Origin of the sequence: Kitasatospora sp. NPDC058478, assembly GCF_042720345.1 — a bacterium.
Lineage (GTDB): Bacteria > Actinomycetota > Actinomycetes > Streptomycetales > Streptomycetaceae > Kitasatospora.
The window spans coordinates 24,354-37,123 of sequence record NZ_JBHXML010000069.1; the positions used below are offsets into that span (position 1 = coordinate 24,354).

The window sequence follows — 12,770 nt, forward strand, 5'->3', positions numbered from 1 at the left end:
GATCAGGCCTCCGGGGCAAGCTGGGGGGTTGTGTCTGACAGGGGGTGTTCCCGCTCCCCCGTGGGGAGCGGACGGTCCGTGCGGCCTGTGGTGGCCGTCCGGTCCGTGGTGAGGGTTCTGGTGGGCGCGGCGGCGGCGCCACGGCTGCCGGTGGCATCGCGGGCGCCGGTGTCGTCGGTGTCGTCGAGGTCGTCGGCCTCGGGCGCCTGCCCGGCGGGCAGGCGGATGGTGAAGGTCGAGCCCTGGCCCTCGACGCTCCACACCGAGACCGTACCGCCGTGCGAGGCGGCGACGTGCTTGACGATGGACAGGCCGAGGCCGGTTCCGCCGGTCGCCCGGGAGCGGGCCGGATCGACCCGGTAGAAGCGCTCGAAGACGCGCTCGCGGTCCTTCTCCGAGATGCCGATGCCCTGGTCGGTGACCGAGATCTCGATCAGCTCGCCGTCCGCCTCCCCGAGCGCCGCGGCGCTGGAGATCCGGCGGGTGGCGATCGCCACCCGGGTACGGGGCGGACTGTAGTTGACGGCGTTCTCGACCAGGTTGCCGAGTGCCGCGGCGAGCTGGCCGCGGTTGCCGTGCAGGTAGAGCCCGGCGATGCCGCCGGCCGTGATCAGGATCTGCTTGGCGGCGGCCTGCTGGCGGCAACGGTCGATCGCCTCGGCGATCAGCTCGTCCACCGCGACGGGCTCCGGGTCCACCATCAGTCGGTCGTCCTGCACCCGGGAGAGGTCGATGATCTCCTGGACCAGGCTGGCCAGCCTGGTCGCCTCGATCTGCATCCGGCCGGCGAAGCGCTGCACCGCCTCCGGGTCGTCGGACGCGTCGGCGACCGCCTCGGAGAGCAGCGACAGGGCGCCCACCGGGGTCTTCAGCTCGTGGCTGACGTTGGCCACGAAGTCCCGGCGGACCGCCTCCACCCGGCGGCGCTCGGTCTGGTCCTCGACCAGCACCAGCACCAGCCGGGAGCCCAGCGGGGCGACCCGGACGGAGACCGCGAGCGGCTCGCCCGCACGGGCCACGCCGGGGCGGGGCACCTCCAGTTCGACCTGGCGGATCTCGCCGTCCCGGCGGGTGGCGCGCGCCAGCGAGAGCATCTGGTCCACGGCGACCGCGCCGCCGCGCACCAGTCCCATCGCGTACGCCGCGGAGCTGGCCTTGACCACCTCGTCGCCCTCGCCCAGCACGATCGCGCAGGAGCGGAGGACGGAGAGGACGGTGTCCACCCCCGGCGGCAGCGGGGGCTCCGGGGTGCCGGCGCCCAGCCCTTGGTGCCGACCGTGGTGTCTGCTGCTGGTGCCGCCGTACCTGCCCCTGGCCTGCTCGCGCTCGCTCCAACGGAAGGCGATGGAGGCCGTGAGGCCGACGCCGAGCCCGGCTATGGCGCAGGCAGCGGCGGCGGCCACGTTCACGTCCATGTGGCCAGCGTAAGCGCACGGCCAGGGCACTCCCCAAGGGCCCGATCAAGGCATCGGCCACGCGTTGCCGAGAATTCACCTTCACGTGGCCGCTGATTCACCACACCGGCCGTGCATCGTCGCCCGGACGGCCCAGAGTTGGCCATGCAGCCCGTGTGGGAGTGGGCGGCGGGCCGAACCACCGGCCGCCGTCTCAGGTGTGCGCGTACGATTCGCGCCACCAGCAGCGGTCACCCGGACGACAAGACGATCGTCGGACGGGCCGGCCGGTCGGCACCGCCACCGACACAGCTACTGAGGAGAGAGCATGCGCGACGCGTACCACGAGGAACTCGATGCGATCGGCGACAGCCTGGTCGAGATGGCCCGACTGGTCGGCTCGGCCCTGGGCCGGGCCACCACCGCACTCCTCGACGCGGACCTGGCGCTGGCGGAGAGCGTGATCGCCGCCGACGAGAAGATCAACGACCTCCACCACGAGCTGGAGAACCGCGCGATCGACCTGCTCGCCCGCCAGCAGCCGGTCGCCACCGACCTGCGCATCGTCGTCACCTCGCTGCGGATGAGCTCCGACCTGGAGCGCTGCGGCGACCTCGCCCGGCACGTCGCCAAGGTCGCGCGGATGCGCTACCCCGACTCCGCCGTGCCCGGCGACCTGCACTCCACCGTCCTGGAGATGGGCCAGCTCGCCCAGCGCCTGGTGGCCAAGACCGGCCTGGTGATCGCCACCAAGGACGTCGACAAGGCCCTGGAGCTGGAGCAGGACGACGACGCGATCGACTCCCTGCACCGCGAGCTGCTGTCGCACCTGATCGACGACCGCTGGCACCACGGCATCGAGACCGCCGTCGACATCACCCTGGTCGGCCGCTACTACGAGCGCTTCGCGGACCACGCGGTGTCGGTCGCCAAGCGCGTGGTGTACCTGGTGACGGGCGAGCACGTGGCCGAGTTCGTGGCCTCGTCGGAGGCCGCGGCGGCGGAGTGACCACGTGCGGGTGCGGTGCGGCCGCCTCGGGGCTCGGCAGCTTGGGGCTCGGGGCTTCAAGGGGCGGCCGCTCCCCCCACAGGGTGAGTAAACCTGCGACAGGGGTGGTGGGGGCGCACGACGACCCGTACATCCCACCACTGCGCGCCCGTTGACGCTCCCTCCGATCGGCGGCTTCACTCGACGTTGGGGGCACAGGACTGTGCCCGTCACTAGGAGGGAACAGCTCGATGAAGGCCAACCCCACCCGACCGGCACGCGCCCACGAAACCGTCGAGCCGCCCACCCCGAAGCTCCTGCCCGTCCTCGCGGCCGGCTGCGGCTGCGGCCCCGGCTGCGGCTGCGGCTGCCAGTCCGGCGCGCCCTGCCAGTGCGGCGGCGCGGACGGCGGCTGCTGCGGCGGCCACTGAGCGGTCCGCCGCCGAGGAGTTCCCGAGGTGCACGGCCTTCCGTCGGCCGTGCACCTCGTTGCGCGTCCTGGTGCCGCGCGTCCGCGGCACGGCGTCCGCCGTGCCGCCCCGGGCGTCAGAACTGGACGTCGGTGCAGGAGTAGAAGGCGTTCCCGGTGTCGGCGATCGTCCAGACCGAGACCACGACCTGGTGGCCGGTGCGCCCGCTCGGGACGGTCGCGGTGTGGCTGAGCGTGCTGGGCACCTGCTTCCCGCCGTACGGGGCGATCAGGAAGGGCGTCAGGTCCAGGCTGTCCCGGGTGACGGGCTGGCTCGCGTCGTAGCCCGGCTTGGTCAGGTAGTACCGGAAGTCGGTGGTCGCGTGCCGGGCGGTGAACGTCCAGGTGAAGGTGAGCTGCTGCCCCGCCGTCACCGCGGTGGTCGGCCAGGCGCCGCCGTGCGGGTCGTCCAGCTCGGCGAAGCGGGAGTTGCCGCCGGCGCAGATGGTGCCGTCGGCGGGCCCGGCGTTCGGGAAGCCCTTGGGGCCCTCGACGCTCTGCGGCTCCCACTGGATGTCGCCGCAGTCCCACGACACCCCGCCCGCTCCGCAGAGCGCGGCCCTGCTGGGCGGCGTCGAGATGTACCCGTGGGACTGCGCCGGGACGGCGAGGGTGAGCGGCACCGCGAGCGCGGCGACCACCGCCCCGACGATGTGACGTGTGCGCATGATGCTCCTCCGTGGGGGTGGATGGAGAGTGCGCCGGGACGCAGACGCGCGCGCGTGGGGGTGCGGCGGCCGGGACGGGGAGATCCTTGGCATGCCTGCGGCAGTCCGGCGCCCTCACCGTAGGAGCGGACTCCGCCACCCGTCAATGGTCTGAACCACTATTGGGACGAGCCCGGATCCGACCGCCGAACCCGACCTCAACTCGACGTCCGCACAGGCCGGTTGAACGACGAAGGCCCCGCCCCCGGCGAACCGGGAGGCGGGGCCGTGTCGGCAAGTGGCTTACTTCTTGCCCTGGTTCTTGACCGCCTCGATGGCCGCGGCGGCGGCGTCGGCGTCGAGGTAGCGGCCGCCCTTGGTGACGGGCTTGAAGTCGGCGTCGAGCTCGTACACGAGCGGGATGCCGGTCGGGATGTTCAGGCCCGCGATGGCCTCGTCGGAGATGCCGTCGAGGTGCTTGACCAGCGCGCGCAGGCTGTTGCCGTGGGCGGTGACCAGGACGGTCTTGCCGGCGGCGAGGTCCGGGACGATGGCGTCGTACCAGTACGGGAGCATCCGGTCGACGACGTCCTTCAGGCACTCGGTGCGCGGACGCAGCTCGCTCGGGATGTCCGCGTAGCGGGCGTCACCGGCCTGCGAGTACTCGGCGTCATCGGCCAGCACCGGCGGCGGGGTGTCGTACGAGCGACGCCACAGCTGGAACTGCTCCTCGCCGAACTCGGCCAGGGTCTGGGCCTTGTCCTTGCCCTGGAGCGCACCGTAGTGTCGCTCGTTCAGGCGCCAGCTGCGGCTGACCGGGATCCAGTGGCGGTCGGCCTTGTCCAGGGCGATCTGCGAGGTGCGGATCGCACGGCGGAGCAGCGAGGTGTGCAGCACGTCCGGGAACAGGCCCTCGGCGGCCAGGAGCTCGCCACCGCGCGCGGCCTCCTTCTCGCCCTTCTCGTTGAGGTCGACGTCGACCCAACCGGTGAACAGGTTCTTCTGGTTCCACTGGCTCTCGCCGTGGCGGAGCAGGATGAGTCGGTACGTCGTGTCAGCCATGGCCCCCAGCTTAGTGGAGGCAGGAAAAGCGCTGGTCCGGACCTACGGCAGATGTGTAATGTGTGCACCTCCTATCTGACACTTACATACGTCGGCTGACCGGACCTGCCCGTGCCGCTCGGCGGACGCCTGCCCCGGGAGCCCCCCACATGCCCGTCGCCCTGTTCACCAACCCCCGGATCCGAAGGCTGATACAGGAGACGGTGGGCGGGCTACCACGGGAATTCTGGTGGCTCTGGGTGAGCACGCTGGTGAACAAGCTGGGCGCTTTCGTGCTCACCTTCCTCGCGCTCTACCTGACCACCAACCGGGGCTACTCGGCCTCCTACGCGGGCCTGGTGGCCTCCCTCTACGGCCTCGGCTCGGCGGTCGCCGCGATCGGCGCCGGCGTGCTGACCGACCGGATCGGCCGACGCCCGACCCTGGTCGCCGCCCAGCTCGGCACCGCGCTGTTCACCGCCGTACTCGGCTTCACGGACGGCCAGGTGGCGATCGCCACGGTGGCCTTCCTGGTCGGCCTCTGCAACAACGCCACCCGGCCCGCGACCTCGGCGATCATCGCCGACCTCGTCCCGGCCGAGGACCGGGTCCGCGCGTACTCGCTGAACTACTGGGCGATCAACATCGGCTTCGGCCTCTCCGCCGCCGTGGCCGGCCTGATCGCCACCCACGGCTACCTCACGCTCTTCCTGCTCGACGCGCTCTCCACGCTGGTGTGCGCGGTGGTGATCTTCATTCGGATCCCCGAGACCAAGCCGCAGGAGTCACCCCGGCACGGGAAGGGGGCGGACGAGCCGGCGATCGGCCTCGGCGCGGTGTTCCGGGACGGGCGGTTCATGGCCGTCGTCGGGCTCAACCTGCTGCTCGCCCTGATCCTCCAGCAGGGCAGCACCACCCTGGCCGTCGACATGGGCGCCGCGGGCATCAGCTCCACCGAGTACGGGCTGGTCATCGGCCTGAACGGGCTGCTGATCGTGGTGCTCCAGATCCCGCTCACCCGGTGGATGGAGACCCGCTCCCGGACCGCCATGCTGATAGCCAGCTGCCTGATCACGGGCTGGGGCTTCGGGCTGGCGGCTCTGGCCGGGTCGTCCGCGTGGTTGTTCGCCCTCTCGGTGGCGGTCTGGACGGTCGGCGAGGTCCTGAACGCGCCGACCATCATGGGCCTGGTCGCCGAACTGGCGCCGACCCACGCGCGCGGCCGCTACCAGGGCGTCTACTCGCTCTCCTGGTCGCTCGCCTCGTTCCTCGGCCCGGCGATCGGCGGTCTGCTGCTGCAGTACGCCGGCTCCGCGGTGCTCTGGGTCGTGTGCGGGGTCTGCGGCACGGTCGCGGCGGCCGGGCACGTGGTGCTCGGGCGGCGCACGGACGCGACGGCGGGCCGCGCCGGGGCGGTGACGGAGGTCGCGGTGCCGGAGGCCGCAGTGACCGAGGTCGCGGTGACCGGGGTGACGGCGACGGAGGAGACGGTGCCCGCTGCCGAGGAGAAGGCTCCGGCGGGCATCTGAAGGCGCCCGCCCCGCTGCCAGGTCAGTCGGCCGCCGGGGCGGCCAGGTGCGCGAAGGCGGCCAGGTTGCGGGTGGACTCCCCGCGCTTGGTCCGCCACTCCCACTCGCGCCGGATCGCCGAGGCGAAGCCCAGCTCCAGCAGGGTGTTGAACGGCTCGTCGGCGTTCTCCAGCACCGTCCCGAGCAGCCGGTCCACGGCGTCCGGGGTGAGCGCCTCCAGGGGCAGGCGGCCGGCCAGGTAGACGTCGCCGAGCGGGTCGATCGCGTACGCGACGCCGTACAGCCGGGTGTTGCGCTCCAGCAGCCAGCGGTAGACGGCCTCGTGGTTCTCGTCCGGTCGGCGGATCACGAAGGCGTTCACCGACAGGGTGTGGTCGCCGACCCGCAGCGCGCAGGCGGTGCTCAGCTTGCGGGTGCCCGGGAGCGTCACCACCAGCGTGTACGGGTCGGTGGCGGCGGGCTCCCAGGCCGCTCCGGCGTCGTCCAGGGCGGTGCGCAGGAGGGTCAGGGCCTCGTCCTTGGTGCGGGTTGCCATGGGGGTGACGTTACTCGGCGGTACCGGGGGCGCGCACCAGCGGTGCGGGCCCCCGGCCGCCGCAGTCGGGCCGCAGCCGACTCGTGGTCCGGCCGCATCAGGCCCCGGTCAGGCCCCGGTCAGGCCAGCCGCCGCCGGGCGGCGGCCAAACGGCCGGCCGGGCGGGCCAGGCTGCCGGCGTACACCTCGGCGGTGCCGGCCGCGGCGGTGTCCCAGCCGAAGCCGGCCGCGTGCCGGGCCGCCGCCGCGCCGCGCCGGGCGACCAGGCCCCGGTCGGTGACGTACGGCTCCAGCGCGTGCGCCCAGGCCACCGGGTCGTGGCCGTGCACCAGCGTGCCCGTCTCGCCGTCCCGCACCGCGACCGGCAGGCCGCCGACCGAGGCCGCAACCACCGGGGTGCCGCAGGCCTGCGCCTCCAGCGCGACCAGCCCGAAGGACTCGCTGTACGAGGGCATCACCAGTGCCGTCGCCGCGCGGTACCACTGCGCGAGCTCGGCCTGGCCGACCGGCGGGTGGAACCGCACCACGTCGCTGATGCCCAGCTGGGCGGCGAGCTTGTGCAGGCTCTCCGGCCGGGCCAGTCCGGTGCCGGACGGACCGCCGACCACCGGCACCAGCAGGTGCTCGCGCAGCCCCGGGCGGCGCGCCAGCAGCTCGGCGACCGCCCGCAGCAGCACGTCCGGGGCCTTCAGCGGCTGGATCCGGCCCGCGAAGAGCAGCACCGCGGCGTCCTGCGGCAGGCCCAGCCGGGCCCGGGCGGCGGCCCGCGCCGACGACCCGCCGGGGCGGAAGACGTCCAGGTTGACGCCGGGGTGGACGACGGCCAGCTGGTCCGGCCGGGCGGCGTAGTGCAGCGCCAGCTCGGCGGCCTCCTCGGTGGTGTTGGCGATCAGCCGGTCGGCCGCCTCGACCACCTGGGTCTCGCCGATCACCCGGGCCGCGGGCTCGGGCGTGTCCCCCTCGGCCAGCGCGGCGTTCTTGACCTTCGCCATGGTGTGCATGGTGTGCACCAGCGGCACCCCCCAGCGCTGCGCGGCCAGCCAGCCGACCTGCCCGGAGAGCCAGTAGTGCGAGTGCACCAGGTCGTAGTGGCCGGGGCGGTGGCCCGCCTCCGTCCGCAGCACCCCGTGGGTGAAGGCGCACAGCTGGGCGGGCAGGTCCTCCTTCAGCAGGCCCTCGTACGGGCCGGCGGTGACGTGCCGGACCAGCACGCCGGGGGCCAGCTCGACGGTGGGGGCGTCGTCCGAGCAGATCGCCCGGGTGAACACCTCGACCTCGATGTTGAGCGCGGCCAGGCGCTTGGCCAGCTCGACGATGTAGACGTTCATCCCGCCGGCGTCCCCCGTGCCGGGCTGGTGCAGCGGCGAGGTGTGGACACTCAGCATCGCTATCCGGCGCGGGCGGCGGCGGCCCGGGACGAGCGACTGGAGCCGGCCCCGCGCGGGCGCGGCGGGCTGGGCACGGCGTACCGAACGGACGGGGTGCTGGATCACCTGGCTGAAGCCTCCTCTGTGCGGCCCGTCTCGGCGGCCCGCGCACGGGCCGCCAGCTGTCCGGTGTGCGCTGCCCCGTCCCGGGCACACATCACCACCAGACAGCCAACCACCCGGCCCGCGTCCGGCATTCCCGGTCCGGCGGACGAGATGCCGGACGGGATGACGTCCCAGGTCACAGCGGTGCCGACGCGGACCCGACTACCCTTCCAGGCATGGCTGCCTCCTTCGACTCCGCGACCGCACCCGCCCGTGGGCGGACCGGACGGCCGGTGGGGACTGTCACCCGGGGCACCACCAACACCAATCGGCTGCGGCGGATGGACCGCTGGATCGCCCACACCCTCGGCCGCACGCTGCGCGCCGGCGGGCGCCCGCCGGTGGCGGTCGACCTCGGCTACGGCGCCGCGCCGTGGACGGCCGTCGAACTGGCCGGGCGGTTGCGCACGGTGCGCCCGGACGTCCGGGTGATCGGGATCGAGATCGAGCCGGAGCGGGTCGCGGCCGCGCTGCCGTACGCCGAACCGCCGCTGCTCACCTTCCGGCGCGGCGGCTTCGAGGTCCCGCTGGACGGCGGCGCGCCGGCCCAGCTGATCCGGGCCGCCAACGTGCTGCGGCAGTACGACGAGTCGGCGGTGGCCGGGGTCTGGGAGCGGCTCTGCGCCCGGCTGGCCCCGGACGGGCTGCTGGTGGAGGGCACCTGCGACGAGATCGGGCGGCGGCACGTCTGGGTCGCGCTCGGCCCGGAAGGGCCCCGGACGGTGACCTTCGCGGCCCAGCTGGGCGGCCTCGGCCAGCCCTCCGACCTCGCCGAACGGCTGCCGAAGGCGCTGATCCACCACAACGTGCCGGGCCGGCCGGTGCACGCCTTCCTGGCCGACTTCGACCGGGCCTGGGCGGCGGCCGCGCCGTACGGGGCGTTCGGGGCGCGGCAGCGCTGGGTGGCGGCCTGCACGGCGCTGGCGGGCGACTGGCCGCTGGTGGACGCGCGCGGGCGGTGGCGGCAGGGCGAGGTCACGGTGCCGTGGAGCGCGCTCGCGCCGTAGCGGTTCGCGCGGCCGGGGTCGCCGGCCCGGCACGGACCGGGGCCGGTGCGGGTGAGCGACCCGCCGCATTCACTCGAACGAGTTATCGAATACCACTGGCGTGTTGACGCCCCATCACGTCACCATGGACGCCGCCGGACGACCCGCCCGTACGCCGTCGCCGCCCGGCGCCACGGCGTCCACCTGCGGCCCCCGACATCACCCTCGACCAGGGTGATCCGCGTCACCATCGCCCGTCCCCTTTCCTTCCCCGCCAACGCGGGGATCCCAGCCGTCGTCCGAGTCAGATCACCGCACCGCCACCGGCGTGGCAAAAACCACAACGGCGCCGGTCGGCCAGAGAAATCCCCGGAGATCACGTTATGGTCGCGAGAAGTTCCCCGGCGCACGGTGCCAGGCGGGCACTGCGGACGGGCGCTGACCGTTACGCACTCGGGGAAAGGGAGGAACCACCGATGCCCGCAACGGGAGACGGGCGGGCACCTGGTGCCACGAGCCTGTCGGGCGCCCAGGCCGGCGCCCCCGTTGACCATGCCCGCAACCGCCCGTCCCTGACCGGCCCGACGCCGGCCGGCCCGGTGACGGCCGCTCCCCCGATACCGCACCCCCGGCCCCAGAGCGGACGCACCTCGGCCCCCGCCGCCGCGACCGCAGCCGCCAGCAGCACCGCGCCGCTCAAACTGCTGGTGATCGAGGACGACGCCTCCGACGCCCAGCTGATCAAGGCGGCGGTCGCCGACAGCGGCACCTCGATCGAGATCCACTGGGCCCGCGGGCTGGAACAGGCCACCGAACTGCTCTCCGTGTCCCCGGCCGGCACCCGGCGCGGGCGCTCCCGCGGTAGCGATTTCAGCTGCGTGCTGCTCGACCTCGCCGCACCCGCCGACCTGCCGCACCCGTCCGACGACTCCGACGGCCTCGAAGGCCTGCACGAACTGCTCCGCCGCGCCCCGCACACCGCGGTCGTGGTGCTCACCGACGCGGCCGGCGCCGAACTGGGCGCGGCCGCCGTCGCCGCGGGCGCCCAGGACTTCCTGATCAAGCACGCGACGGACGGCCCGCTGCTGGGCCGCGCCCTGCGCTACGCCGTCGAGCGCAAGCGCGCCGACGAGTCGCAGCGCCGCCTCGTCGAGGCCGAGCTGCGCGGCCAGGAGAACGCCCGCCTCCAACGCCACCTGCTGCCCACCCCGCTGCTCGACGGCGCGGGCCTCTCCTTCACCCGGCGCTACCGCCCGGGCCGCCGCCGCGCCCTGCTCGGCGGCGACTTCTACGACGCCGTCCGCACCGACGACGGCACCGTCCACGTCGTGATCGGCGACGTCTGCGGCCACGGCCCGGACGAGGCCGCGCTCGGCGTCGCCCTCCGGATAGCGTGGCGCACCCTCGTCTTCGCGGGCCTCACCGGCGAGGCCCTGCTGACCACCCTCCAGCACGTGCTGGAACACGAGCGGCGCAGCGACGAGATCTTCGCGACGCTCTGCATGCTCGTCATCGAGCCGGGCGGCGCCAGCGGCGGCCTCGACTCGCTCGGCGCCGGCGAGCCTGCCCGGCTCTACCTCGCCGGGCACCCGGCGCCGCTGCTGCTCGGCCACGACCACCAGCCGGTCACCCTGCCCGCCGACCTCGCCGGTCCGGCGCTCGGCCTGCTGCCGTGCCACGACGGGCAGGCCGCGTGGCCCGCCCAGCAGCTCGAACTCCAGCCCGGCTGGCGGTTGTTGCTCTACACCGACGGGCTGATCGAGGGCCGGGTCGGGGCCGGCTCCCGCCGCCTCGGCCAGGACGGGCTGGCCGACCTCATCGGCGACCACCAGTCCGCCGGGCTCACCCGGGGCCGACTCGTCGACAGCGCCATCGCCGAGGTCGAGGAGCTGAACGGCGGCGCGCTGACGGACGACGTCGCGGTGCTGCTGCTGGAACGCAACCCGATGCAGCTGATCCTCGGCTGAGCCGGCCGGAGCCGACTGGAGCCGGGTACGGCGAGGCCCGGGCGGGTGAACTCCCCGCCCGGGCCTCGCCGTTGCCTGATCGTTGCCCGATCGCGCGGCCTACCAGGGGCCGTACGGACCGGTGTTGCTGCGGCCGCCACGGCCGCCACCACCGGTCAGCTCCCGGATCGCCGGGCGCACGTCCACCATGTAGACGATCGACGCGACCAGCCCGGCGAGCGTCCCGATGCCGGTGAAGAAGTTCACCCCGAACAGCAGGTCCCAGCCGAAGGCGATCGCCAGGATCGCCAGCCAGAACGGCTTGGTCTTCTTGTCCGCCGCCCGGTAGGCGTCCTCACGGCGGGTGACCGCGTCGCCCAGGGCGAACAGCTTGAAGCCCAGGATGGCGACGGACAGCCACCAGATCGGGTTCAGATAGGCCAAGTCCAGAATCTGGGCCACTCCGCCCATCACGCTCTCCTCTGTCTCTCGCCTCCGGCGCTCCGGCCACCGCCCATCCTGGCACGGTCGACCGTCCGCTCTCCTGTCAACGTCCTGCGGTCACCGGATGTGCCCCGTCCGGCGGCCCTTCCCTCACTCCGCGCGGTCGGTGGTCTTCCGGGCGCGGGCGGCCTTCTTCGGGGCGGGCCGGGTGTCGGCGGCCGAGGTGTCGGCGGCTGAGGTGTCGGTGGCCGGGATGTCGGTGTCGTCCTCGACCAGCTCGGCCTCGACCGGCTCGGATGCCCTGGCGAGCTCCGATTCCTCGGCCGGCTGCCCCGGCCCGGCGGGCGCGCCCGGGCGGGCCCGGTCCACCACGACCTTGCCGCGCTCGGCCAGCTCGTCGTACGTCTCCTTGGCCTTCACCGCCAGCTCGACCGCGCGGCCGACCTGCTGGAGGGCGAAGCCCTGTGCCCGCTCCTGCAAGGTCCGCAGGTCGACGGGGAGCGTCGTGACGGTCTCGGTGACCTTGGCCTGCGCCTCGGCCAGCTTCGTCTGCGCCTCCTGGAACCGGGCGGTGGCCTTCTCCTGCGCGCCCTTGCGGTCCGCGGTGAGCGCCTCCACCCGGCCCGGCACCTCGCGCAGCTTCTCGTACGCGAGATCCCCGGCGCCGGCGATGGCGTACAGCGGGGTCGGGTCGCTGAGGGTCTTCTTGATCTCGTCGGTGATCGGCATGCTTACCGGTCCTCCCGGTGGGTGTTCTGGGTGGCTGAGCCGTCGGTCGTCGGGCCGGAGGCTGGTGGAACGCCGGTGTCGGTACCGGCCGCGGGCGGCCGCTCGGCCACCGCGCCCCGCTGGACGGCGTTCTCCTTCAGGAAGGCGTCGTAGACCGCGAGCAACGCCTGCTTCTGCTGCTCGTTGATCAGCGGATCGGCCAGGATCGAGGCCCGCAGCTCCAGGCCCTCACCGCGCCGCTCCTCCAGGATCCCGGCCTGGACGTACAGCGTCTCCGCCGAGATCCGCAGCGCCTTCGCGATCTGCTGCAGGATCTCCGCGCTCGGCTTGCGCAACCCGCGCTCGATCTGGCTGAGGTACGGGTTCGACACGCCTGCGGCCTCCGCCAGCTGGCGCAGTGAGTACTGCGCGTTCCGGCGCTGCTCGCGGATGTACTCGCCCAGCGAGCCTACGTTCAGTGAGGCCATACCCGCAGACTGCAACATCCCGCTTGCAGATGCAAGCAGGATGCTAACCACAGCAAACGGCGG

Annotated in this window: 13 protein-coding genes; 5 read left to right on the forward strand and 8 right to left on the reverse strand. The window is 73.5% G+C overall.

Translation table 11 applies throughout. The features are described 5' to 3' along the window. Positions 1-2: 2 nt before the first annotated feature. The gene (locus ACFWPT_RS31585; protein ID WP_380378035.1) at positions 3-1,415 is read right to left on the reverse strand and encodes a sensor histidine kinase; all 1,413 of its coding nucleotides are present in this window, start codon (positions 1,413-1,415) and stop codon (positions 3-5) included. A 307-nt stretch (positions 1,416-1,722) separates the two neighbouring features. Between ACFWPT_RS31585 and phoU the strand changes: the two genes are divergently transcribed. Both phoU and ACFWPT_RS31595 read left to right on the forward strand, forming a co-directional pair. Then, on the forward strand, positions 1,723-2,403 hold the full coding sequence (phoU, locus tag ACFWPT_RS31590; protein ID WP_063348792.1) for a phosphate signaling complex protein PhoU: 681 nt from the start codon (positions 1,723-1,725) through the stop codon (positions 2,401-2,403). A 230-nt stretch (positions 2,404-2,633) separates the two neighbouring features. Then, positions 2,634-2,813: a hypothetical protein gene (locus tag ACFWPT_RS31595; protein WP_063348791.1), complete on the forward strand. Its 180-nt coding sequence runs from the start codon at positions 2,634-2,636 to the stop codon at positions 2,811-2,813. Between the two features lie 115 nt (positions 2,814-2,928). On the opposite strand, the gene ACFWPT_RS31600 is transcribed toward ACFWPT_RS31595, so the two are convergent. Together ACFWPT_RS31600 and ACFWPT_RS31605 are read right to left on the reverse strand one after the other, a co-directional pair. After that, positions 2,929-3,519: a lytic polysaccharide monooxygenase gene (locus ACFWPT_RS31600; RefSeq protein ID WP_363375136.1), complete on the reverse strand. Its 591-nt coding sequence runs from the start codon at positions 3,517-3,519 to the stop codon at positions 2,929-2,931. A 282-nt stretch (positions 3,520-3,801) separates the two neighbouring features. Beyond that, complete coding sequence (locus ACFWPT_RS31605) at positions 3,802-4,560, reverse strand: phosphoglyceromutase (protein ID WP_063348789.1); 759 nt, start codon at positions 4,558-4,560, stop codon at positions 3,802-3,804. Between the two features lie 149 nt (positions 4,561-4,709). Between ACFWPT_RS31605 and ACFWPT_RS31610 the strand changes: the two genes are divergently transcribed. Beyond that, positions 4,710-6,068 (forward strand): MDR family MFS transporter, encoded by a 1,359-nt coding sequence (locus ACFWPT_RS31610; protein ID WP_380378037.1) that lies wholly within the window; start codon positions 4,710-4,712, stop codon positions 6,066-6,068. 22 nt (positions 6,069-6,090) lie between these two features. Here the strand turns inward: ACFWPT_RS31610 and ACFWPT_RS31615 are convergent, their stop codons facing one another. Then, entirely contained in the window at positions 6,091-6,603 is a 513-nt protein-coding gene (locus ACFWPT_RS31615) for a YbjN domain-containing protein (RefSeq protein ID WP_363375114.1), read from the reverse strand. Positions 6,604-6,722: 119 nt separating this feature from the next. After that, positions 6,723-8,093 carry a D-inositol-3-phosphate glycosyltransferase gene (gene mshA, locus ACFWPT_RS31620; RefSeq protein WP_380485990.1) on the reverse strand — a complete coding sequence of 457 codons (1,371 nt, stop codon included), beginning with the start codon at positions 8,091-8,093 and terminating at the stop codon, positions 6,723-6,725. Positions 8,094-8,311: 218 nt separating this feature from the next. On the opposite strand from mshA, the gene ACFWPT_RS31625 reads away from it, so the two are divergent. Continuing rightward, complete coding sequence (locus ACFWPT_RS31625) at positions 8,312-9,142, forward strand: class I SAM-dependent methyltransferase (protein WP_380485954.1); 831 nt, start codon at positions 8,312-8,314, stop codon at positions 9,140-9,142. Positions 9,143-9,597: 455 nt separating this feature from the next. Next, positions 9,598-11,088 carry a PP2C family protein-serine/threonine phosphatase gene (locus ACFWPT_RS31630; protein WP_380485956.1) on the forward strand — a complete coding sequence of 497 codons (1,491 nt, stop codon included), beginning with the start codon at positions 9,598-9,600 and terminating at the stop codon, positions 11,086-11,088. A 99-nt stretch (positions 11,089-11,187) separates the two neighbouring features. On the opposite strand, the gene ACFWPT_RS31635 is transcribed toward ACFWPT_RS31630, so the two are convergent. The 3 genes from ACFWPT_RS31635 to ACFWPT_RS31645 form a co-directional block, all read right to left on the reverse strand. Beyond that, positions 11,188-11,538 (reverse strand): DUF2516 family protein, encoded by a 351-nt coding sequence (locus ACFWPT_RS31635; RefSeq protein WP_063348783.1) that lies wholly within the window; start codon positions 11,536-11,538, stop codon positions 11,188-11,190. 123 nt (positions 11,539-11,661) lie between these two features. Continuing rightward, positions 11,662-12,240, reverse strand: coding sequence for a hypothetical protein (locus ACFWPT_RS31640; RefSeq protein ID WP_380485958.1), 579 nt, complete (start codon positions 12,238-12,240; stop codon positions 11,662-11,664). Between the two features lie 2 nt (positions 12,241-12,242). Then, positions 12,243-12,707 carry a helix-turn-helix domain-containing protein gene (locus tag ACFWPT_RS31645; protein WP_079135790.1) on the reverse strand — a complete coding sequence of 155 codons (465 nt, stop codon included), beginning with the start codon at positions 12,705-12,707 and terminating at the stop codon, positions 12,243-12,245. Positions 12,708-12,770 lie beyond the last annotated feature (63 nt).

Bases quoted from the DNA above. Each gene is read 5' to 3' on its own strand.
- ACFWPT_RS31585 (WP_380378035.1), bottom strand. From the start codon at position 1,415: ATGGACGTGAACGTGGCCGCCGCCGCTGCCTGCGCCATAGCCGGGCTC.
- phoU (WP_063348792.1), top strand. From the start codon at position 1,723: ATGCGCGACGCGTACCACGAGGAACTCGATGCGATCGGCGACAGCCTG.
- ACFWPT_RS31595 (WP_063348791.1), top strand. From the start codon at position 2,634: ATGAAGGCCAACCCCACCCGACCGGCACGCGCCCACGAAACCGTCGAG.
- ACFWPT_RS31600 (WP_363375136.1), bottom strand. From the start codon at position 3,519: ATGCGCACACGTCACATCGTCGGGGCGGTGGTCGCCGCGCTCGCGGTG.
- ACFWPT_RS31605 (WP_063348789.1), bottom strand. From the start codon at position 4,560: ATGGCTGACACGACGTACCGACTCATCCTGCTCCGCCACGGCGAGAGC.
- ACFWPT_RS31610 (WP_380378037.1), top strand. From the start codon at position 4,710: ATGCCCGTCGCCCTGTTCACCAACCCCCGGATCCGAAGGCTGATACAG.
- ACFWPT_RS31615 (WP_363375114.1), bottom strand. From the start codon at position 6,603: ATGGCAACCCGCACCAAGGACGAGGCCCTGACCCTCCTGCGCACCGCC.
- ACFWPT_RS31625 (WP_380485954.1), top strand. From the start codon at position 8,312: ATGGCTGCCTCCTTCGACTCCGCGACCGCACCCGCCCGTGGGCGGACC.
- ACFWPT_RS31630 (WP_380485956.1), top strand. From the start codon at position 9,598: ATGCCCGCAACGGGAGACGGGCGGGCACCTGGTGCCACGAGCCTGTCG.
- ACFWPT_RS31635 (WP_063348783.1), bottom strand. From the start codon at position 11,538: ATGGGCGGAGTGGCCCAGATTCTGGACTTGGCCTATCTGAACCCGATC.
- ACFWPT_RS31640 (WP_380485958.1), bottom strand. From the start codon at position 12,240: ATGCCGATCACCGACGAGATCAAGAAGACCCTCAGCGACCCGACCCCG.
- ACFWPT_RS31645 (WP_079135790.1), bottom strand. From the start codon at position 12,707: ATGGCCTCACTGAACGTAGGCTCGCTGGGCGAGTACATCCGCGAGCAG.